20 protein-coding genes are annotated in these 21,044 nt (G+C 79.3%); 10 read left to right on the forward strand and 10 right to left on the reverse strand.

From position 1 onward, the window contains the following. Window positions 1–40: 40 nt before the first annotated feature. Window positions 41–1,528: a hypothetical protein gene (locus EDC03_RS00890; protein ID WP_148057973.1), complete on the forward strand. Its 1,488-nt coding sequence runs from the start codon at window positions 41–43 to the stop codon at window positions 1,526–1,528. Here the strand turns inward: EDC03_RS00890 and map are convergent. The 3 genes from map to EDC03_RS00905 all read right to left on the reverse strand — a co-directional run bounded on the left by map (window position 1,512) and on the right by EDC03_RS00905 (window position 3,292). Continuing rightward, on the reverse strand, window positions 1,512–2,282 hold the full coding sequence (map, locus tag EDC03_RS00895) for a type I methionyl aminopeptidase (protein WP_123378329.1): 771 nt from the start codon (window positions 2,280–2,282) through the stop codon (window positions 1,512–1,514). The two genes, EDC03_RS00890 and map, sit on opposite strands and share 17 nt — an antisense overlap. Before the next feature lie 99 nt (window positions 2,283–2,381). Further along, window positions 2,382–2,933: a hypothetical protein gene (locus tag EDC03_RS00900; RefSeq protein WP_123378330.1), complete on the reverse strand. Its 552-nt coding sequence runs from the start codon at window positions 2,931–2,933 to the stop codon at window positions 2,382–2,384. Between the two features lie 119 nt (window positions 2,934–3,052). Next, on the reverse strand, window positions 3,053–3,292 hold the full coding sequence (locus EDC03_RS00905) for a hypothetical protein (RefSeq protein ID WP_123378331.1): 240 nt from the start codon (window positions 3,290–3,292) through the stop codon (window positions 3,053–3,055). 121 nt (window positions 3,293–3,413) lie between these two features. Here EDC03_RS00905 and EDC03_RS00910 point away from each other — a divergent pair, with 121 nt between their 5' ends. Next, entirely contained in the window at window positions 3,414–4,025 is a 612-nt protein-coding gene (locus EDC03_RS00910; protein WP_123378332.1) for a hypothetical protein, read from the forward strand. Window positions 4,026–4,085: 60 nt separating this feature from the next. Beyond that, entirely contained in the window at window positions 4,086–4,643 is a 558-nt protein-coding gene (locus tag EDC03_RS00915; RefSeq protein ID WP_199719824.1) for a hypothetical protein, read from the forward strand. 16 nt (window positions 4,644–4,659) lie between these two features. On the opposite strand, the gene EDC03_RS00920 is transcribed toward EDC03_RS00915, so the two are convergent. Together EDC03_RS00920 and EDC03_RS00925 are read right to left on the reverse strand one after the other, a co-directional pair. Continuing rightward, the gene (locus tag EDC03_RS00920; protein ID WP_199719825.1) at window positions 4,660–5,100 is read right to left on the reverse strand and encodes a hypothetical protein; all 441 of its coding nucleotides are present in this window, start codon (window positions 5,098–5,100) and stop codon (window positions 4,660–4,662) included. Window positions 5,101–5,105: 5 nt separating this feature from the next. Continuing rightward, entirely contained in the window at window positions 5,106–5,462 is a 357-nt protein-coding gene (locus EDC03_RS00925) for a hypothetical protein (RefSeq protein ID WP_123378334.1), read from the reverse strand. A 45-nt stretch (window positions 5,463–5,507) separates the two neighbouring features. Between EDC03_RS00925 and EDC03_RS00930 the strand changes: the two genes are divergently transcribed. From EDC03_RS00930 to EDC03_RS00955, 6 genes are all read left to right on the forward strand, one after another. Further along, a complete protein-coding gene (locus EDC03_RS00930) occupies window positions 5,508–6,182 on the forward strand; it encodes a histidine phosphatase family protein (protein WP_199719826.1) in 675 nt (224 codons plus the stop codon). Window positions 6,183–6,343: 161 nt separating this feature from the next. Further along, window positions 6,344–7,369, forward strand: a complete 1,026-nt coding sequence (locus EDC03_RS00935; protein ID WP_123378335.1) for a 3-oxoacyl-ACP synthase III — start codon at window positions 6,344–6,346, stop codon at window positions 7,367–7,369. Continuing rightward, a complete protein-coding gene (locus EDC03_RS00940) occupies window positions 7,366–10,215 on the forward strand; it encodes an alpha/beta fold hydrolase (protein WP_123378336.1) in 2,850 nt (949 codons plus the stop codon). Before EDC03_RS00935 ends, EDC03_RS00940 begins: the two co-directional genes overlap by 4 nt. Next, entirely contained in the window at window positions 10,212–11,231 is a 1,020-nt protein-coding gene (locus EDC03_RS00945; RefSeq protein ID WP_123378728.1) for an NAD-dependent epimerase/dehydratase family protein, read from the forward strand. Before EDC03_RS00940 ends, EDC03_RS00945 begins: the two co-directional genes overlap by 4 nt. Before the next feature lie 45 nt (window positions 11,232–11,276). Continuing rightward, window positions 11,277–12,014 (forward strand): aminoglycoside 3'-phosphotransferase, encoded by a 738-nt coding sequence (locus EDC03_RS00950; RefSeq protein WP_199719827.1) that lies wholly within the window; start codon window positions 11,277–11,279, stop codon window positions 12,012–12,014. 192 nt (window positions 12,015–12,206) lie between these two features. Further along, on the forward strand, window positions 12,207–12,668 hold the full coding sequence (locus tag EDC03_RS00955; RefSeq protein WP_123378338.1) for a PPOX class F420-dependent oxidoreductase: 462 nt from the start codon (window positions 12,207–12,209) through the stop codon (window positions 12,666–12,668). Window positions 12,669–12,719: 51 nt separating this feature from the next. Here EDC03_RS00955 and EDC03_RS00960 read toward each other — a convergent pair whose 3' ends face one another. Together EDC03_RS00960 and EDC03_RS00965 are read right to left on the reverse strand one after the other, a co-directional pair. After that, complete coding sequence (locus EDC03_RS00960; protein ID WP_148057974.1) at window positions 12,720–13,427, reverse strand: hypothetical protein; 708 nt, start codon at window positions 13,425–13,427, stop codon at window positions 12,720–12,722. Then, window positions 13,327–14,703, reverse strand: coding sequence for an MFS transporter (locus tag EDC03_RS00965; RefSeq protein ID WP_158674157.1), 1,377 nt, complete (start codon window positions 14,701–14,703; stop codon window positions 13,327–13,329). The genes EDC03_RS00960 and EDC03_RS00965 overlap by 101 nt, the downstream gene beginning before the upstream one ends. Window positions 14,704–14,725: 22 nt before the next feature. Between EDC03_RS00965 and EDC03_RS00970 the strand changes: the two genes are divergently transcribed. Next, window positions 14,726–15,334 carry a TetR/AcrR family transcriptional regulator gene (locus EDC03_RS00970; protein WP_123378341.1) on the forward strand — a complete coding sequence of 203 codons (609 nt, stop codon included), beginning with the start codon at window positions 14,726–14,728 and terminating at the stop codon, window positions 15,332–15,334. 27 nt (window positions 15,335–15,361) lie between these two features. Here EDC03_RS00970 and EDC03_RS00975 read toward each other — a convergent pair whose 3' ends face one another. From EDC03_RS00975 to EDC03_RS00985, 3 genes are all read right to left on the reverse strand, one after another. Continuing rightward, window positions 15,362–16,867: a glutamate-cysteine ligase family protein gene (locus EDC03_RS00975; RefSeq protein ID WP_123378342.1), complete on the reverse strand. Its 1,506-nt coding sequence runs from the start codon at window positions 16,865–16,867 to the stop codon at window positions 15,362–15,364. 86 nt (window positions 16,868–16,953) lie between these two features. Further along, window positions 16,954–19,593 carry an ATP-binding protein gene (locus tag EDC03_RS00980; protein ID WP_123378343.1) on the reverse strand — a complete coding sequence of 880 codons (2,640 nt, stop codon included), beginning with the start codon at window positions 19,591–19,593 and terminating at the stop codon, window positions 16,954–16,956. Continuing rightward, window positions 19,590–20,801, reverse strand: a complete 1,212-nt coding sequence (locus tag EDC03_RS00985; protein ID WP_199719828.1) for a metallophosphoesterase family protein — start codon at window positions 20,799–20,801, stop codon at window positions 19,590–19,592. Before EDC03_RS00985 ends, EDC03_RS00980 begins: the two co-directional genes overlap by 4 nt. Window positions 20,802–21,044: the final 243 nt, after the last annotated feature.

A 21,044-nucleotide genomic window follows, 5' to 3' on the forward strand; every position in this document is an offset into this window, starting at 1 on the left:
GGGCCATCATCGGCGCGACCACCGTGCCCTGGAGGACCCCGTGCCCGTGCCCGACCACCTCGTGTCCACCGACTGCTTCGACACGGTCATCACCCGCGCCCTCGGCGAGCCCCGCCAGGTCGGGTACGTCGTCGCGGCGCGCCTGCGCGCCGCCGGGGTCGTCGACGTCGACGGCGAGGAGTACGTCGAGGCGCGCGAGCGCGGCGAGCACCTGGCACGGCGGCGGCGCGGGCCGGGCCGGTCGCTGGCCGACGTCGCCGCCGAGACGGTCGAGCTCCTCGGCCTGCCGGCGACGGCCGCCGGCGACCTGCTCGCGGCCGAGCTCGACGTCGAGGCGGAGCTCACCCGCGAGGTGCCGGGCAGCGCGGCCGACCTGTCCGCGCGGAGGGGCGGGGGCGCACGGGTGGCGTTCCTCTCCGACACCCCCCTCACCGGGCCCCAGCTGGACGTCCTGCTGCGCCGCTGCGGCGTGGTGGGCGAGGGCGACCTCGTGTGGACCTCGAGCGACCTGGCGGCGGAGAAGGGCGAGGGCGAGGCCTACGCGGCGGTCGTCGGCGCGCTGGGCGGCCGCCCCTCCCGGTGGGAGCACCGCGGCGACAACCGCCGCTCGGACGTCCTCATGGCGCGGCTGTCCGGCGTCGAGGCGACGTGGGCGCCCGCCGCGGCCCTGACGCCGGACGAGCACCGGCTGGACGCCGCGGCCGCGGCCACCGGCGGCACCTCCTCGGCGCTCGCCGGTGCGGCGCGCCTCGCCCGCCTGCGCCTGGCGGCGGACGGTCGGGGGGACGACCGCACCGGCACGGCCACCGCCGTCGTCGCGCCCCTCCTCGTCGGCTACGCGCTCTGGGCGCTGGGACGGGCCCGGGCGGCCGGCGCCCCCGCCCTGCGGGTCGTCGGCGCCCCGGTGGGGACGACGTCGCTCGAGGAGGTGCTCGCGGCGCTGGCGCCCGTCGTCGCCCCCGACCTGCGCCTGCTCCGCGGGGACGACGACGCCGTCGCGGGCGAGGTGCGGCTGCACCCGCCGCACGTCCGGGGCGACGCGCCCGGCCTGCGGCTCGTCCGCGACGTCGGCGGGCGCCCCGACGACGGCTCGGCCGGGTGGCTGCGGGACGACACGGCCGGCACCGGGGTGGTCGAGCCGGTCCTCGACGCGGCCCTGCTCGTGGCCGGCCTCGCCGCGGCGCCGCACCCCGGCCCGGGCCTCGTGGCCGCGGAGCTCGCCCGGGTGCTCGGCCGGCTGCCCGAGCTGCGGCCCGGTGCGGACCTGCGCGGCCCCGTCCTGCGGGTCGCCCGTCGCCTCGCGGACGCGCCCACGCCCGAGGAGGCGCGGGCCTGGGCCGGCGTGCTGCCTGCCGCGACCGCCTGGCCGGCCGCGCGGCGCGCCGCCGCTCCGCGCGCGAGGCGGACCGTGCTCCGGGCCGCCGACCGGGCGGCGGGCGGCGCCGGTCTCGTCCGCCACAAGGTCCGCCGCGCGGCGGCGGTCCTCGGCGCCCGGCGCCGGTGGCGCGGGGTCAGTCGCGGAGGGTGAGGACCTCCGGCCCGTCCGGGGTGACGACGCACGTGTGCTCGACGTGGACGCCCCGGCCGCCGGTGGCGCTGCGGAGGGTCCAGCCGTCGTCGTCCGTGACGAGCTCGTCGGTGTCGACCATGACCCACGGCTCCAGCGCGACGAGCAGGCCCGGCTTGATCGGCATGCCGCGCCGGGCGCGGCCGTCGTTGGGCACGTGCGGCTCCTGGTGCATGGTGCGCCCGACGCCGTGGCCGCCGAAGTCGGTGTTGACGCGGTAGCCGGCCCCGCGGAGGACGCCGCCGATGGCCGCCGAGACGTCGCCGAGACGGTTGCCGACCCGCAGGGCGTCGATGCCCGCGGCCAGCGCCTCGTCCGTCGTGTCGATCATGTGCTGCTCGGCCGGGGTCGGCTCGGCCCCGACGACGACCGTCAGCGCCGAGTCGGCCACCCAGCCCTCGACCTCGACCGCCAGGTCGAGGCTCAGCAGGTCGCCGCGCTGCAGCCGGTACGGGTGCGGCCGGCCGTGGAGGACCGCGTCGTTGACCGACGTGCAGATCCAGTGCGCGAAGGGGCCGCGGCCGAAGGAGGGCGCGTAGTCGACGTAGCAGGACGTCGCGCCGGCCTCCGCGATGCGGCGGGCGACGAGGGCGTCGACGTCCATGAGGTCGGTGCCGACGCCCACGGAGTCGCGCAGCTCGGCGAGGACACCGGCGACGAAGCGGCCGGCCGGGCGCGCCCGCTCGACCTCGGCGGGGCTGAGGAGCTCGATCACGGCGTCGACGCTAGCGCGCCCGGCCCGGACGTCCGGACCGGGCGGCGGCGGGGCGGCGCGGCCCGCACGAGCGCGCCGCCCCCCGCTCGACCCGTCGGGTCAGGCGCGGAAGACCCGGTCGGCCAGGGCGGTGGCCCGGTTGCTCGGGCGCTGCTGCTCGCCGGCGAAGGAGCTGATGCCGACGAGGGCCCCGGTGAGCGAGGGGATGACCCACTGCAGGGCGTGCAGCTGGCGCTGGGCGTCGGCGACGTCGGGCGGCGTCGCGGCGGTGGGGCTCGTCCCGGCGGCGACGGGGACGTCGGTGCGCTGCGAGACGACCTTGCCGAGCTTGCGGCTGTAGGCCGTGACGCCGAGGGCGGCGACCGTGAGGACGGTCTTGGTGACGCTCATCGTCGCCACGCTGGGCTGGTCGGTGATGCGGTCGCGGTTGCCGATCACCTGGCCGACGCTGCCGACGAGGTGGGCGCCGATGGCGGCGGCGTTGACCGGCGTCCACCGGTCCCAGCCGACGTTGGCGACCTTGCCCGCCTCGCGGGGGTCCCCGGGCGCGGCCGCGGCGGCGTTGAGGGCCACCGCGTTGGCGAGCGTGCCGCCGAACCAGGCGGCGAGGCCGACGTCGTGCAGGACGCGGGAGACGGTGCTGGGTGCCACGGTGAGACCTCCGGGTGGGGGCGGGTCGACCCCCGTGGCCGGCCCGTCGTCGTCCACCCTGCGCGCCGCCCGCCGGGGCCGCACGGCGAGACCGGGCCGGCGCCGGCGGCGGGCCGGGGTCAGTCCTTGGCGCGGAGGGCGGTGCGGCGGAGCACGAGGCCGTCGTCGGTGAGCTGCTTCTGCCGCCACACGAGCAGCCCCATGGTCACGCCGAAGGCGATGAGCACCCACCCGCCGTACGTCGCGGGCCGCATGACGGCGAGGACGACGCCCCCGACGAGGGCGACGACCCCGAGCACCGCGACGAGGCGGCGGACGAGGACGGTCAGCGTCGACTGGTAGATCTCGTTGGTGCTCACGGGCGCGAGGGTAGAGGGCGGGGTCCCCGGCGGCCCCCGGGCGGCCCGAGCCGGGCGCGTCACGGCCGTGGGTCAAGCCCTCGGGCTTGACCTGGCACCATCAAGCACCCAGGCTTGACCGGTGACCCGTCCCGTCGTCCTCACCGTGGACCAGCGCGGCAGCCGGCGCGGCGCCGACGCGGTGCCCGCCCTGCTGGAGCGGCTCTCGGCCCTCCGGCCGGCTCCCCTGCGGCCCTTCGAGCGGACGGCCGGCGACGAGGTGCAGGGCGTGCTCGACGACGCGGGCGCCGTCGTCGCGGCCGTCACGGCCCTGGCGGACGACGGCCGGTGGAGCGTCGGCGTGGGCGTCGGCGCCGTCCGCACGCCGCTGCCCGCCAGCACGAGGGCGGGGGCCGGCGTCGCCTTCGAGGCCGCCCGGCGCGCGGTCGAGGCCGCCAAGCGCGTCCGGGAGGGCGTCGCCGTCCGCGGCGGGCCCGACGACGCCGAGCCCGCCCCTGCCGTCGTCGACGCGGAGACCGCGCTGCTGCTCCTCGTGGACCTGCGGCGGCGCCGCTCGGCGGCCGGGCGGGAGGTCGTCCGCCTCGTCGAGGAGGGCCTGCCCGCCGGGCGGGCGGCGGAGCGGCTCGGGATCACGCCGCAGGCGGTGAGCCAGCGGCTCGCCGCCGCCCGCTGGTCCTCCGAGCAGCGCCTCGTCCCGCTCGCGGTGCGCCTCGTGGCGGCGGCCGCCGGCTGAGCCGGCCCGGCGGGCGGGCGCGGGCCCCCGGTCGTCGGTGGCCTGCGCCAGGGTGGGGACGTGGTCGCCCTGCTGCTCCTCCTCGTCGCGCTGACGGCCGCGCCCGGCTGGCCGCAGACGGCCGACCTGCTGCGGCGCCGCGGCCTGCTGGGCCTGCGGCGGGCCGCCCTCGTCGCGCCGCTGGGGCTCCTCGCGGCCGCCGCCGTCCTCGCGGCCGCGGTGGGGACGCCGGCCGGTGGCCCGCTCGGCCCGCAGGGGCTGGGCGCCACGGCCGTCGTCGTGCCCGCGGCCGTCGCCGCCGCCGTCGTCGCGGGCGGCCCGTGGACGACGGCGGTCCTCGAGGCCGTGCGCCGGGGGCAGCGGGCCGACGCGACCATCTCTGCCGTCGTGCTCAGGGGCGGCGCCGCCATCGGCGCCCTCGAGCGGGCGGCCGTCGCCGCGACGCTCCTCGCGGGCTGGCCGGAGGGGCTGGCCGTCGTCCTCGCCGTCAAGGGGCTCGGCCGCTACGACGAGCTCCGCGCCTCCACCGACGCGGCGGAGCGCTTCATCGTCGGGACCTTCGCCAGCGGCCTGTGGGCGGCGGCCTGCACGGGCGTGGCCCTCCTCGCCACCCGTTGAGCGGGGCGGACGCCGGTCAGCCGACCGGCGGACGCCCGCGGCGCGGGCGCCGCGAGCGCAGCCACCAGAGCCCGAGGACGGGCAGGACGAGCGGGACGAACCCGTAGCCGCTGCCGTAGCCGGACCAGACGGTGGCCTCGGGGAAGTCGGCGGCGTCGACCTGGCTGAGCGTCCCGACGGCGAGGACGCCGACGAGCTCGACCGTCACGGCGACCAGGGCCACGCGGCGCGAGCGCTCGCTGGAGCGGACGAGCGCCACCGTCGCGACGACGTAGACGGCCGCGGCGAAGGCCGACAGCAGGTAGGGCAGCGGCGCGCTCGGGAAGTCGGTGACGAGCTGGAAGCCCGCCCGGAAGCTCGCCGAGAGGGCGAACACCGCGTAGACGGCCACGAGGATGCGCCCCGGCCCGCTGCTCAGCGCCGGGCCGCCCCGTCGTCCCGTCGTCGACCCGTCCACGCGCCTCACCCGTTCCAGACCTGCTCGAGCCGCAGCACGAGGACCGCCGTCGTCACCGCCGCCACCGCCAGCACGCCGTTGCCCCAGCGGCTCCGGTCGGCGAGCCCCCAGAAGACGCCGGCCGGCAGCAGCAGCACGATCGTCAGGAGGTAGCCCACGAAGGTCGCCGTCGACAGCGGCCGGGTGCCGGTGACGACGAGGACGACGGCGACCACGCCCTGCACGAGCAGGCCGACCTCGAGGGCCGCCGCGAGGAGCAGCTGCCCGCCGGAGGGGCGCGCCGCCCGGACCGCGCCGACGAGGGACCACACCGCCAGCACGAGCGAGGCCGCGCCGAGCGCGACGGCCAGGGGGGTGAGCACGGCGAGCAGCGTAGGAGGGCGGCGCCGCTCCCCTAGCCTCGCCCGGTGACCATCCCCGACGACGCGACGCCCCCGGCCCTCGGCGACGGGCCGCACGGCCTGGCCCTCGGGCCCGGCCGGTACCCGCTCCTGCTCGTGCGGCACGGCCAGACCGACTGGGCGCGGGACGGGCGGCACACGGGCCGCACCGACGTCCCCCTCAACGCCGTCGGCGAGGAGCAGGCCCGGGCGCTGCGGGCGCTCCTCGCGCCGTGGGACGTGCGGGCCGTGCGGGTCAGCCCCCTCCAGCGGGCGCGCCGGACGGCCGAGCTCGCCGGGCTCGGCGACGGGCTCGAGCTCGTCGAGGACCCCGACCTCGTCGAGTGGGACTACGGCGGCGTCGAGGGCCTGGCCACGCCGGAGATCCGCGAGCGCCTCGGCTTCGAGTGGAAGATCTTCGACCACGGCGTCCCGCCGGGGCGGACCCCGGGCGAGCTGGTGCAGGACGTCGCCGCACGGGTGGCGCACGCGCTGGCCCGGGTCCGGCCGCTGCTCGACGAGGGGCCGGTCTGCGTCGTGGCCCACGGCCACTCGCTGCGCGTCCTCGCGGCCACCTACCTCGGTCTCCCGCCCGCCACGGCGGCGGCCCTCGAGCTGAGCCCGGCCTCGCTGAGCGTGCTCGGCGAGAACCACCGGGTGCCCACGGTGCGCCACTGGAACCTCCAGGCGCCCGGCGCCTGAGCCCGCCCCCGGGCGGTGCCGCCCCGGCGGCCCCGTCCCGTCGTCGCCGGGCGCACGGTCCCGGCGGTGGCAGACTCGTCGCCCGTGCGCCCGGGGCGTGCCCCACGACCACGGGGCCGGCCCGCCCGGCGGACCACCGGACGGACAGACAGGACACGCGCGTGACGGGCAACACCACCATCAGCCACGAGGGCACCGCCCTGCTCGGGACCAGCGCCGTCGAGGCGCCCGTGGTGGTGACCTCCGACGCGATGGAGGAGCGGCTCGCCGAGACGCTGACCCGGCTGCGCATGCGGCCGGGCACCCTGTCGTCGCTCGCGGGCATCCAGGAGCGCCGCTGGTGGGGGCCCGACGAGGACGCTGCCCAGGGCGCGGCGCGGGCCGGGCGCGAGGCGCTCGCCGCCGCCGGCGTCGAGCCGGGCCAGGTGGACCTCCTCATCAACACCTCGGTCTTCCGCGCCAACCTCGAGCCGTCCGTGGCCGTCGGCATCCACCACGCGCTGGGCCTGCCGTCGTCGGCGCTGAACTTCGACATCACCAACGCCTGCCTCGGCTTCGTCAACGCGCTGACGCTCGCCGGCACCCTCATCGACAGCGGCCAGGTCCGGTACGCGCTCGTCGTCGACGGCGAGGACGCGCGGCCCGTGCACGAGTCGACCCTGCGGCGCCTGTCGGCGCCCGAGGCCGTCCGGCGCGACTACCTCGACGCCTTCGCCACCCTCACGCTGGGCTCCGGCGCCGCCGCGGCCGTGCTCGGTCCCGTCGGGGCGCACCCCGACGCCCCGCGCGTCATGGGCGGCATCTCGCGCGCGAGGTCGTCCGCCCACGAGCTCTGCGTCGGCGGCAACGACGGCATGGTCACCGACGCCCGCGGCCTGCTCGAGGAGGGGCTGCTCCTCGTCGGCGAGGCGTGGGACGACGCCCTCGCCGACGGCTGGGCGTGGAAGGACATGGACCGCTACGTCATGCACCAGGTCAGCACCGTGCACACCCGTGCCCTCGTGGAGCGCATCGGCATCGACCCCGAGCGCGTCCCGCTGACCTTCCCGCGCTGGGGCAACGTCGGCCCCGCGGCTCTGCCCATGACCCTGGCCACCGAGGCGCCGACGCTGCGCCGCGGCGAGCGCGTGCTCTGCATGGGCGTCGGCTCGGGCCTCAACACGGCCATGACGGAGATCCGCTGGTGAGGGGCGCCCCCTCGCCCGCCTCCCCCTCCCCCGCCGCGGCGGCCGCGCCCGGCGCGCCCGCCGTCGACGTCGCGGCCCTGCCCGGCGTGGACCCCCGGTGGTCGCGCCTCGTCGCCGCCCCGAGCGCCGACGGCACCCGCCGGACGTGGCACCTGCTCGACGGCGCCGGCGCCCTCGACGGGCGCGAGCCCGCCGGCACCGTGCTCGCCGTCCACGGCAACCCCACCTGGTCCTACCTGTGGCGCGACGTGGTCCGCGCGGGCGTCGTCGGGGACGCCGCGGGCCGCCCGTGGCGCGTCCTCGCCGTCGACCAGCTCGGCATGGGGCTGTCGGACCGCCGTCCCCGTGCCGGCGGCGGGCCGTGGCGCCTCGCCGACCGGGTGGCCGACCTCGCCGCGCTCGTCGACGTCCTCCGCGCCGGCACGGACGACGGCTTCCCGCCGGTCGACGGGCCGCTCGTCGCCCTCGGCCACGACTGGGGCGGGGTCGTCGTCAGCGGCTGGGCCGGGGAGCACCCCGACGAGCTCGCGGCGCTCGTCCTCACGAACACCGCCGTCCACGCCCCCGCGGGCGACGCCCTCCCGCCCGCCCTGCAGGCGGTCACCGCGCCCGGGCTGCACGCGCTCCTCACCTCGCGCACCGACGCCTTCGTGCGCGCCGCGGCCGCGCAGCCCGCCCGTCGCCTGCCCGACGCGGTCCGCGCCGCCTACCGGGCCCCCTACCGCAGCGTGGCCGACCGGGCCGCCGTCGAGGGCTTCGTGGCCGACATCCCCTGGCGCGCCGACGACGTCAGCCGTCCGGCGCTCGAGCGGGTGTCGGCCGGAGTGAGCGCCCTCGGCGCCGCCGACGTCCCCGCGCTGCTCGTGTGGGGTCCCCGCGACCCCGTCTTCGGCGAGCGCTACCTGCGCGACCTGCGCGGCCGCCTGCCGGGCGCCGACGTCCACCGGGTCGAGGACGGCGGCCACCTGCTGCCCGAGGACGTCGACCTGGGCCCGCTCCTGCTGCGCTGGCTCGCGGCGCGGGGGCTCGGCGCGGGCGGCACGCCCGTCGTCTCGGGGCCCGCGCCGGCCGGCGTGCGCGCCCCGCTGTGGGCCGAGCTCGAGGCCCGGACCGGGGACGACTCCCCCGCCGTCGTCGAGCTGTCCGCCGACGGGGCCGCGCCCCGCGTCGTCAGCTGGCGCGAGCTCGGGCACCGGGTCGCCGAGGTGGCGGTCGGCCTCCACGAGGAGGGGGTCCGGCCCGGCGACCGGGTCAGCCTCCTCGTGCCCCCGGGCGCCGACCTCACGACCTGCCTCTACGCCTGCCTGCGCCTCGGCGCGGTCGTCGTCGTGGCCGACCAGGGCCTCGGCGTCCGCGGTCTCGGCCGCGCGGTCCGGGGCGCCGGCCCCCGCCACGTCGTGGCCGTCGAGCGCGGCCTCGTGGCCGCCGCCGCCCTGGGCTGGCCCGGGAGCCGCACCGGTGCGGGCCCCCTCGGGCCCGTGGGGCGCCGGCTCGCCGGGACGACGCTCACCGGGCTCGCGGCGCGCGGCCGCCGCAGCGCGCTCGGCGGCGTCGAGGGCGGGCCCGCCGCGGGCCGGCCGACGCTCGCCACGGTCCGGCTGCCGGAGCCCGACCCCTCCGCGGACGCGGCCGTCCTCTTCACCTCCGGGTCGACCGGGCCGGCGAAGGGCGCCGTCTACACGCACGAGCGGCTCGCGGCGATGCGCGACGCCGTCGCCGCGGCGTACGACGTCGACCGGCGCACCGCCCTCGTCGCGGCCTTCGCGCCCTTCGCGCTCCTGGGCCCTGCGCTCGGCGCCGTCTCGGCGAGCCCGGCCATGGACGTCACCGCACCGCGGACGCTCACCGCGCGGGCGCTGGCGGACGCCGTCGCCGCCGTCGACGCCACCGTCGTCTTCGCCTCTCCCGCAGCCCTCGCCAACGTCGTGGCGACCGGCGGGGACCTCGACGCCGCCGGCCGTGAGGCGCTGGCCGGGGTCCGGCGGCTGCTGTCGGCCGGGGCGCCCGTGCCCGTGGCGCTGCTGCGCGACGTCGCCCGGCTCGTCCCGGGGGCGTCGCTCCACACCCCCTACGGCATGACCGAGGGGCTGCCCATGACCGACGTCCGGCTCGAGGAGCTCGAGGCCGCCGCCGCCCCCGGCGGCGTGGACGACGGCGTCCTCGTCGGCGGGCCCCTGGCCGACGTCGAGGTGGCGCTCGCGCCGCTCGACGGCGAGGGGACGCCGTCGGACCGACCGGTCCGCGACGCCGGCACCACCGGCGAGGTGCTGCTGCGGGCCCCGCACACGAAGGCGCGCTACGACCAGCTGTGGGCCACCGAGCACGCCAGCCGCCTCGTGGACGACGAGGGGCGCACGTGGCACCGCAGCGGGGACGTCGGCGTCCTCGAGCCCGACGGCCGGCTCCGCGTGCGGGGCCGGACCGCGCACCTCGTGCGGACGGCCGAGGGCGTCGTGACGCCCGTGGGCGTCGAGCTCGCCGCGGCGTCCGTGCCCGGCGTCGCCCGGGCCGCCGCCACCGGCGTCGGCCCGGCGGGCACGCAGGCGCTCGTCGTCGTCGTGGAGACCGTGCCGCCCGCCCGCCGGGCCGGCGGGGCGGCGCCCGACCTCGTCGACGCGGTGCGGCGGTCCGTGGCCGCCCTGCCGGAGCACCCCGCCGTCGCCGCCGTCCTCGTCGTGCCCGGGCTGCCGACCGACGTCCGCCACGACTCGAAGGTGGACCGGACCCTCGTCGGCGCCTGGGCCGCGGAGCGTCTGGCCGGTCGTCCGGTGCCGCCGCCGTGGGGCGGGGGCGGCCTGCCCGCCCGGCTCGGCCGCGCCCGCCGGGCCCTGCGGGGACGGCGATGAGCGACGACGTCCTCGTCACCGGCGCCAGCGGGATGCTGGGGCGCGCCGTGGCCCGCACCCTCGCCGACGCGGGGCACCGGGTCCGGACGCTGCAGCGCAGCCCCAGCGGGCTGGCGGGGCCCCGCTCGGGCACCGGGGGGACGGTGGCCGACGTCGCGCTCGACCTCGGCGACCCGGGGTCGGCCCCGGCGCTGCGGGAGGCGCTGACGGGCACGGACGTCGTCGTCCACCTCGCCGCCAAGGTCTCGGTCTCCGGGCCGTGGGCCGACTACCGGCGCACCAACGTCGAGGGCACGCAGCGCCTGCTCGACGCCGCCCGCGGCGCCGGCGTGCGCCGCTTCGTGCAGGTCTCGTCGCCGTCGGTGGCCCACGCGGGCGACCCCCTCGTCGGCGCGCCGGCGGGGGCGGCCGACCCGGACGCGGCCCGCGGCTCCTACGCGCGCAGCAAGGCGATGGCCGAGCTGGCGGCCCTGGCCGCCGACGGGCCCGACCTCGCCGTCGTCGCCGTCCGGCCGCACCTCGTGTGGGGCCCCGGCGACACCCAGCTCGTCGCCCGCGTCGTCGCGCGCTCGCGCGCCGGCCGCCTGCCGCTGCTCGACGGCGGGACGGCGCTCGTCGACTCGACGTACGTGGACGACGCCGCCGAGGCGGTCGCCGCGGCGGCGGCCCGGGCGGGCGACGCGGAGGTCCACGGCCGCGCGCTCGTCGTCAGCAGCGGGGAGCCGCGGACGGTCGGCGAGCTGCTCGCGTCGCTGTGCCGCGCCCACGGCGCCCCGGCGCCGGAGCGCTCGGTGCCCGCCGGCCTGGCCCGCGCGGTCGGCGCTGCGGTGGAGGCGGTCTGGGCGGTCCGCCCGGGGCTCGGCGGCGCCGACGAGCCGCCCATGACGCGCTTCCTCGCCGAGCAGCTGTCGACGGCGCACTGGTTCGACCAGCGCGAGACCCGCCGCCTGCTGCGGTGGTCGCCGCGGGTCGGCCTGGACGAGGGCTTCGCGCGCCTCGCCGCGGCCGCGGGCTGAGCGACGGTGACCGGCACCCCGCCCGGGCGCCCTCCCGTGGCCGCCGTGCCCACCGGCGCGGTCCCGGTGCCCGACCTCGTCCGGTCCGTGCTCCCCGGCCGGCGGCTGGACCCGGTGTGGCGCAACGAGGCCGGCGGGCTCACGTGGCGGACGGACGACGCGGGCCCGGCCCGCCACGTCAAGTGGACCCCGCACGGGGCGGCCGCCCTGGACATCCCCGCGGAGGCGGGGCGCCTGCGCTGGCTCGCCGGCCGGGTCGTCGTCCCGGAGGTCGTCGCCGTCGAGCACGACGACGGCGGGACGGTGCTCGTCACCGCCACGCTCCCCGGCCGCAGCGCCGTGGACCCGCGGTGGCTCGCTGCCCCCGAGGTCGCCGTCACCGCCGTCGGGCGGGGCCTGCGGGCGTTCCACGACGCGCTGCCGGTCGAGGGCTGCCCCTTCTCGTGGACGGCCGAGCACCGGCTGGCGCGGCTGCGCCCCGACGTCCCCGCCGAGGTCCGGGCCCGGCTGGGCGACGTCCCCGACGTCGACCACCTCGTCGTCGCCCACGGCGACGCGTGCATGCCGAACACGCTGCTCGACGACGACGGCCGCCCCGCGGCGCACGTCGACGTCGGCGCCCTCGGGCTGGCCGACCGCTGGGCCGACCTCGCCGTCGCCTCGTGGAGCACCGCCTGGAACGTCGGGCCCGGCTACGAGGACCTGCTCCTCGAGGCCTACGGGGTCGAGCGCGACGACGCCCGCGTCGCCTACTACCGGGAGCTCTGGGACGCGAGCCCCTGAGCGCTCCTCCTCACCCCTCCCCCTCCCGCGACGTGCGGCCATGACGCGCCGTCGCACCGCGACCTCCCCCCGACGTGTGGCCATGACGCGGTCCGCGTGGGTCCACGGACCGCGTCATGGCCACAGGTCGCGGGTCGGGGTGACGGTTCGCCGCCGCACGTGCGCCGGCGAGGGCGTCGGTAGCGTGCCGCCATGCCGCAGATCGCCACCAACACCTCGGTCTCCCGCGAGGAGATGCTCGAGTTCTGCCGTCCGCGTCACCGTGTCGTCCTCATCACGCACCGACGCTCGGACGGCGGGCCGCAGGCCTCTCCCGTATCGTGCGGCGTCGACGCCGAGGGGCGCTTCGTCGTCTCGACGTACCCGGAGCGGGCCAAGTCGGGCAACGTCCGGGCCACCGGGCGGGCCAGCGTCGTCGTGCTGTCGGACGAGTGGGACGGGCCGTGGATGCAGGTCGACGGCGACGCCGAGCTGCTCGAGCTGCCCGACGCCCTCGAGCCCCTCGTCGACTACTTCCGCTCGATCTCCGGCGAGCACCCGGACTGGGACGAGTACCGCGAGGCCATGGCGCGCCAGGGCAAGGCGCTCGTCCGCATCACGCCGACCCGCTGGAGCCCGGTCGCCACCGGCGGCTTCCCCGCCCGGCTGGGCTGACGGGGCGCGAGGCCGCCGGCCGTCCCGCGGGACGGCCGGCAGCCCGACGGCTCACCGCCCGGGGACGGTGACGGCCTGGGAGGTGCGCGACCAGATGTACGGCGTCTCCCACGTCGTCACCCGGTACGTCGCGGCGTACCGGTTGGTGAAGGTGTAGTCGATGAGACCCGTGCCCGGGACGGTGACCGAGCGCAGGTACTGCCAGGTGCGGCCGTCCTTGCCCAGGATCTCGACGGTCGCCTTCCGGTCGCGCAGCGGCTGGAACGAGGCCTTCGACGCGTCGTAGTACGAGGCCTGGACCCTCAGCGTGACGTCGTCCCCGGAACGGCTGCCGCGCAGGCTCGCCCGTGCGCCGTACTTGAGGGCGACGGTCACCGGGGCGACCTCGACGTCCGGGTCCTGGTCCAGGTCGCCCGAGAAGGTCCAGCGGCCCACCGGGTACTCCAGGCCGACCTCCCACGTGCCGGTCGAGGTCGCCCCCTCCGGCACGAGGACGGCGGTCCGGATGCCCCGGGGGCCGGCGAGGTCCAGCAGGTACTCGTCGGTGCCGCCGCAGCGGTCGAGCCCGACCGCGACGTCCTTGGAGAAGGCGTCGATCGAGATCCTCGCCGGCACCTGCGGTGCCGTCCGGCACAGCTCCGCGCTCCCGTGCCCGCCCTCAACCGGCGTCGCGGACGCCGGTGCCACCGCCAGCCCCCCGAGGACGACCGCCGTCACCAGGGCCTGCGCCGCGCGACGACCCACCCGCTCGATGCTCATGTGTGCTCCTCCCGTCGGCACCCCTGCGGCGCCGTCCCGGGCAGCCAAGTGCACCCCGCGCGCCGTGTCCCGGCAGGAGGGCGGTCGTGGCGTGATCGTGACGTGCGGTCGTGGTGGGAGCCCCGCCGCCCGGCGCGGGCAGCACCGCGGCGAGCAGGACGGCCGCCCCGGCGAGCACCGCACCGGCGAGCCCGAGCCCCTCGGCCAGCCGGCCCGCCGCCGTCGCCCCCACCGCCTGACCGGCGGTGAGCCCGACGAAGAGGGTCGCCGTCGTCGCGCCGGCCGTGGCGGGACGCAGGTCGCCGGCCCAGGCGATGAGGACGCCGCTGAGCGCGGTGTACGAGGCGCCGAAGAGCGCGCCCGCCGCGCCCGCGAGGAGCACCGACGACGGCGCCAGCGCGAGGACGGCGGCGCCGACGGCCGAGCCGACCACGGTGAGCAGCCAGGCCCTCCGGAGCCCCAGCAGCCGCACGGCGTCACCGCTGAGGGCGCCGAGGACCGCCGCCGCCCCGAGCAGGACCCACAGCGCGGCGGTGGTCCGCTCCGGGAGCCCGCCGACCTCGCCGAGCAGCCCGCGACCAAAGGTCCAGACCGCGGCGCTGCCCGCGCCCGCCAGCCCGGCCGCGGCGAGCGGCCGCAGGAGGTCGCGCCACGTCCCCCCGTCGGCCGGGGGCGCCGCCGCGGGCGCCGGCCACCGCGTACGGCGGTCGACGACGACGGCGACGAGGACCACCGCCACGGCTGCCCCCGCCCAGACCGGGCGCCACTGCGTCGGCGCGAGGAGGACGCCGACGCCCGCGACGGCCACGCCCAGCCCCGTCCCGCCGTTGACGACGGCCTGCGCCCGGGCCGCCCGCCCGGCCGGGACCGTCCCCGCGACCGCCACGACGAGGGCCGGTGACGCGGCCCCCGCCGCCCCGCCGGCCACGAGGACCCCGACGGCGAGGACCGGCGCCGAGGGGGCGACGGCCACGACGAGCGCCCCGACGGCCGCGAGCGCCGCGGACAGCCGCAGCACCGGTCGGCCCCCCGCCCGGCGGACGAGGCCGCCCGCCAGCAGCGCGACGACGCAGTACGCCCCGAACGCCCCCGTGGCGACGGCCCCCTGCAGCGTCGGCGCCAGGTCGAGCTCCGCCGCGACGACCGGGAGGTGCAGCCCGTAGCCGAAGCGGACGACGCCGTACGTGAGGGCCACCAGCACGGTCCCGCCGGCGACGAGGCCCGTGGTCGCCGCGGCCTCCCCCGGCACCTCTGGCTGTAACGTCCGTTTCACCATAGTGGTCGTTACAGTAGGGGGCGTGGCGACGACGAGCACGCGGCCCCCCGCCCGCGACCGGCTGCTGGACGCGGCCGAGACGCTCTTCGCCGAGCAGGGCATCGCGGCGACCGGCGTGGACGCGGTGCTGCGCCGCGCCGGCGTCGCCCCGGCGACCCTCTACGCGCACTTCCCCGGCAAGGACGGTCTCGTGGCCGCCTACCTCGAGCGGCGGCACCGGCGGTGGCGGGCGGTGTGGGACGAGGTGCTCGAGCGCTGCGGGGAGGACGTCGACGCCCGCGCCGTCTCCGTCGTCGACGCCCTCGCCGAGCTCCACCGCCGCGACCTGCCCGGCCGCGGGTGCGCCTTCCTCGCCGCGTCGGTCGAGGTGACCGACCACGACCACCCCGCCCACCGCTGGCTCGTCGAGGACAGCCGGCTCCTCGCCGACCGCCTCAGGACGCTGGCGGCGGCGACGGGGGCGGACGACGCCGACGCCCTCGCCGCCGAGCTGCTGCTGCTCTACGACGGCGCCCTCGCCGCCCGCGCCCGCGCCCTCACCGCGGGCCGTGGTGGCCCGGTCGCCCCGCCGGACCTCGCCGCCGTCCGCGCCCTCGCCGTCGCGGCCGTCGGGCGCCACCGCCGCACCTGACCGGACGGCCGGGCGGGCGAGCGGGGCTCAGGCCGGGACCGCCCAGGTGGCCACCGGCTCGCCCGCTCGCATGAGCTCGGCGTAGCGCACGAGCATCGTGTGCAGCGCCTCGCGGCGGTCCGTGCCACCCCGCTCGGCGGCCGCGACGGAGTCGTGCTGCCACTGCGCGCCCGTGCGCCGCGTCCGCGCGCGCTCCTCGAGCACCCCGAGGTAGCGGTCGCACACCGCCGCCTCGATCCCCCAGTCCCGCAGGCCCTCGTGGACCAGCGGCAGGAGCGTCCGCAGGACGAGGTCGTCGGCGTCGCGCTCGACGACCTCGCCCGTGCGCTCGTCGGGCCACGGCAGCCGCGAGCGCATCCCCCGCCGGGCGCCCGCGTCGAGGCCGGCCTGCGCGACGGCGAAGGGGACGGCGTCGGGGCCCTCCCACGGGCGGTGCTCCCGGGCGGCGAGGGCGCGCACGGCGCCGAACCAGAAGGCGGCGTTGGCCACCATGTCCACCACCGTGGGGCCCGAGGGCAGCACCCGGTTCTCGACCCGCAGGTTGGGGGCGCCGTCGACGACGTCGTACACCGGGCGGTTCCACCGCCAGACCGTGCCGTTCTGCATCCGCAGCTCGGGCAGCCGCGGCACGCCGCCGCGGGAGAGCACGCGCAGCGAGTCCTCCTCGCCGAGCTCGGGCAGCAGCGGCGGGTAGTGCCGGACCGCGTCGGCGAAGAGGGCGTGCGCGGACGTCGTCCACTCGCGCCCGAGGAGCACGCGCTCGCGCACGCCCTGGGCGGCCAGCTCGGGCGCCCGTGAGTCGGTCGACTGCGCGAAGACCGGCAGCCGTGACTCGTCCCACAGCCGCCGCCCGCCGTAGAACGGCGAGTTCGCGGCCAGGGCCACCTGCGCCCCCGCGAGAAGCTGGGCGGCGTTGTGGACGGCGGGGAAGTCCTCGGGCGTGGTCTGCAGGTGCAGCTGGACGGAGGTGCACGCCGCCTCGGGGGCGATGGAGGCGGAGTGGGCCAGCAGCCGCTCCTCGTCGCCACGGATGTCGAGGAGCAGGTCCTCGCCGCGCTGGGCCCGCACCGCCTCGTCGAGGGCGCGGTAGCGCGGGGAGCGCGTCATCCACCCCTCGGTCTGGTCGTCCGGCAGGAGCGTCGGGACGATCCCCACCATGACCACGCGCGCCCCGTGCGCGCGGGCGGCGACGTCGGCGGCCTCCAGCCGGGCCCGGAGGTCCTCCTCGAGCGCCTGGGCGCCGCCCGCGTGCATCCGGGCCGGCGGCACGTTGAGCTCGATGGTGTGCGACCCGAGCTCGGTGGTGACGAGCGGGTCGGACAGCGTCCGCAGCACGTCGCGGTTGGCCCGGGACGGCCGGGCGTCGGCGCCGACGAGCGCCAGCTCCACCTCCATGCCGGTGAGCGTCCCGTCGGTGCGGAAGGCGTCGGCGTCGAGCAGCCGCTGCAGCACCTCGAGCTGGCTCCTCAGCCGCTCGCGGTACCGGCGCCGCCCCTCGGGCGTGGTGGCCGTGCCCGAGACCTCGTCACCCACGGGTCGATCCGACCACAGCCCGCGACGGCCCGCCCGGCGCAGCGGCGCCGCGCCCGACGGGGACGCCCCCGGGCCGCGGGGCCGGGTCAGGCGTGCAGCCGCTCCGTCCGCGCCCCGGTGACGAGGCGGTACCGGTCCGGGACGCACGTGAGGACGAGCACCTGGCAGGACGCCCCGGCCACGGACAGCGCGCGGGCCATGCCGTCGAGGCGCCGGGGGTCGGACCAGCCGAGCGCGTCGTCGACGACGACGGGGACACCGGCGCCGCCGCTGACGAGGACGGCGCACGCCAGCCGTCCGAGCAGGGCCAGCTGCTCGCGCGCACCGGCCGAGAGCTGCTCGAAGGGCACCGTGACGCCGCCGAGGGTGCGGGAGACCACCCGCAGGTCGGGGCCCACCTCCACCTGGACGTCGGGGCCGAAGACGGGCACGGCCAGCCGGTGCAGCTGGGCGCGCAGGGGCTCGACGTAGGCGGCGTGGGCGGACGCCCGGGCCGCCTGCAGCGCCTCGTGCAGGGTCCTCGCCGCGGTCGCCCGCCGGTCCCACGCCACGAGGGCCCGACGGGCACGCTCCTCCTCGGCCCGCGCCTGCCCCAGCTGCTCGGCGAGGCCGAGACCGCCCTGCGCCTCGAGGACCGCCGTGAGCGCGCCCACCTCGTCCTCGTGCGCGCGGAGCCGCTTCTGCCCGTCGAGGAGCCGCGCCCGGCGCAGGTCCAGCTCGGCCTGGGCGTCCGCCACCCCGGCGACGGCGACCGCCGCCTCGGCGACGGCGAGCGAGGCCGCCGCCTCCCCGCGCCGCCGCAGCGCGTCCTCGGCGTCCTCGGCGGCCCGGTCGTCGGGCAGCGCGGCGCGGGCCCCGGCCAGCTCGTCGAGGACGACCCGCTCGCGCGCGTCGGCCGCCGTCGCCGCGGCGGTGCGGTCGGCGGAGCGCGCGGCCGCGCCGTCCACGGCCTCGCGCGCCGCCTCGAGCCGCACCCCGGCGCGGACGACGGCGAGGTCGGCCGCACCGAGCGCCCCGTCGGCCTCCTCCCGCCGCCGGCGCAGGTGCTCCCCCGTCGCCGCCCCGGCGTCGGCGGCGGCGTCGTCGGCGCCCGCGGCGGCGTCGGGCGACCCCTCGAGGTCGTCGGCGCGCGCGACCCGTCGGCGGGCGGCGTCGAGGTCCTCCCCCGACGCCGCCCGCCGGGCCGCGTCCCGGGCCCGCTCGAGCTCTGCCGTGGCCTCCCGGCGGGCGCGGGCGGCCGTGGCCGCCGCCGCCGCGTCGTCGACGCCGAGGCGGGCGCACAGCCCGGCGAGGGCGTCCTCGGCCCGGCGGGCGTCGGCCTCGGCCCGCTCCTGGTCGGCGGAGGGACGGGCGCTCACGCGGACCCCGCCCGCCTCGAACCAGGTGCCGCCGACGAGCCGGACCTCCTCGGGCCCCTCGTCGAGCACCCGCTCCCCGTCGGACGTGAGCAGGGTCCGACCGGCGCCCTCGAGCACGACCACCGGGGTGGCCGCGCCCGCCCGCGCGGCGGCCACGGCGAGGGCCCGCGCGGCGTCCTCGACGAGGGCCAGGGCGGCGTCGTCGACCGGTGCGGCGGCGACGGCCTCCTCGGCCGCGGCCACCCGGCGCTGCGCGGCGACGGCGTCGGCGAGGACCGCGCGCAGGCGCGTCACCTCGACCACCTCGGCGTGCCGCTGCTCGGCGGCGAGGGCGTCCTCGCGCTCCTCCCGACGCGCCGCGGCGGCGTCCCGGGCGAGCTCCAGCTCCCGGGCGACCGCACGCAGGTGGTCCTCCGCCGCCGCGAGGTCGGCCGCGGCCGTGGCCGCGGCGACGTCGCGCTCGGCCGCGGCCTCCCGCGCCTCCTCGGCCCGCGCGAGCAGCGCGCGGCGGCCCGCCCGTTCCCGCTCGGCGGTGGCCGCGGCGGCGTCGGCCGCCGCCAGGGCCCCGCGGGCCACCTCGACGGCCCGGACGACCCCGTGGAGGTCGGCGACCCGCTCCTCCGCGTCCCGGACGGCGGCGGCGTCCTGCGCCCCCGCGGCCCGCTCGTCGGCGGCGTCGGCGCGGGCCCGGTCGAGGCGCTCGACGACCCGTTCGACGCCCGCCACCTCGGCCTCGAGGGCGGTGACGCGCGCCGAGGCGGCGGCGACGTCGGCCTCGAGCGTCCGCGCCTCCGTCCGCCGACCGCCGGTCGGCGTCCAGTAGCGGAGGAACTCCTCCTCGGCCCGCGCGACGAGCGTCTCCTCCCGCTCGCCGCCGACGGTGCCGGCGACGGTGGCGTCGAGGGCCTGCGCGAGCGACGAGCGCGCCTGGAGGTCCGCCTGCTCGAGGGGCACGCCCTGCTGGAGGCGCAGGGCCCGCCACAGCGGCAGGTCGACCTCCGCGCCGAGGACGGCGAGCACCCAGTCGTGGGCCTCCCGCCCGGCGAGCTGCTCGGGCGCCGGCTCGTGCACGACGAGCCGGGTGGACGGCTGGCGGTGCCACTGCTTGCGGTACGTGAAGCGGTGGGCGCCCGCCTGCACCTCCGCCTCGACGACGGTGGGCACGTCCTGCCCGACGGGCTGGGTGCGTCTCACCGCCTTCTTCCGGGCGTCGTCGTACTCGTCGAGAAGCATGTCGAGCGCCTCGACGAGGCTCGTCTTGCCCACCTCGTTGTCGCCGGCGAGCACCGTGACGCCGGTGGGCGCCGGCGTCACCTCGCGGTCGGCCACCCCGCGGAAGTTCTGCAGCCGCAGCCGCAGGACCCTCATCCGGCGGCCGCCAGGCGGTGGAGCAGGGACAGCGCGTCCTGCGCCGCGACGGCGTCGGGCGTCACGGGGACGCGGCCACGCTCCCCGCCCGTGCCGCCGGCCACGAGGTCCGCCACGGCGGGGGCCTCGGCGCGCGCCGCCAGGGCCTCCGCGGCCTCGCGGGCGAAGCCGGTGAGCGCCAGGGCGTCCAGGTCGTCGGCGTCCGGCCGGACGACGAGGTCGCTGCGCCGCTCCCACACCTGCAGGGCGCCGAGGAGGTCGGCGGAGTGCTCGAGCAGCGCGTCGACGCGGGCCTTCTGCGCCAGCGAGAGGGTGCCGACGACGGCGAGCTTGAGCGCCGTGCGCGACTTGTCGGGCAGCCCGGCGAGCAGCCGCTCGAGCTCGTCGACGTCCTCGTCCGTGCTCAGCTCGCGCCGCTCGCGGTGGAAGCGCCACCGCCCCACGGGGACCCGCGTGACCTCGGGGGCCGGACGGCCGCCGGGGCCGGGCAGGAGGAGGTCCTCGTCGCCGAGGTCGACGACGAGCACGTTGCCGGGGTCGAGCTCGTCGTGGTCGGTCGGCTCGGGCGCCCCGGCGTACCAGACCCGCCCCGTCCGCCCGACCTCCGTCGTCGAGTGCCGGTCCCCCAGGCAGACCGCGTCGAGGGCCCCGGCTTCGAGGAGCCGCTCGAGGGCGGCGAGGTCGACGAGCGCCGGGTCGGGCGACGACGACCCGAACTCGAGCACCGTGCCGTGCGCGACGAGCACGCGGCGCACGCCCGGCTCCGCCGCGAGCCCCTCGCAGGCCCGGGCGGCGAGGTCCTCGACCGGGCGCTTGCTGCGCCACGGGGCGGAGAGCACCTGCACCCCCGCGACCTCGACGGGCGTGCCGTCGAGCACCGTGACGTGGGGCGGCGCCAGCCGCCGGAAGAGCGCGGACGTCATGACGCTGCCCGCGTCGAGGGGGTCGTGGTTGCCCGGCAGCAGGAGGACGGGGACGGGGACCTCGGCCATCGCCTCGCACGCGCGGGCGACGACGTCGCGGCCCACGCGGTTGGTCTCGAAGACGTCCCCCGCGACGACGACGAACGCGCAGCCGTGCTCGGCGGCCACGGCCCCGAGCCGGCGGACCGCCTCGAAGCGCGCCTCGGTGGAGCGGGCCTGCGCGGCCGGCGAGAGGTAGTGCCGCGTCATGCCGAGCTGCCAGTCCGCGGTGTGGAGGAACCTCACCGACCGACCTCCCCGTGGTCCCGCCGCCGGGCCCCGACGGCCCGCCCCCGCGCGCCCTGCGCGGCCGTGCCGACGCTAGCCGCGGGGACCGACAGCGCCCCGGCCCCGCGCCGCGGGGGCCCGTGCGGCAGGCGGCGGCGTCATCACCCGTCCGGGGGACGTCGGGCGCCCGTCCCCGCCCCACCAATCCCGCGGCGCCCCGGGGGCGAACACCCCTCGCCGGACGCCCCGAGGGGCGCCCCG

Source organism: Pseudokineococcus lusitanus, from assembly GCF_003751265.1.
GTDB classification, from domain to species: domain Bacteria; phylum Actinomycetota; class Actinomycetes; order Actinomycetales; family Quadrisphaeraceae; genus Pseudokineococcus; species Pseudokineococcus lusitanus.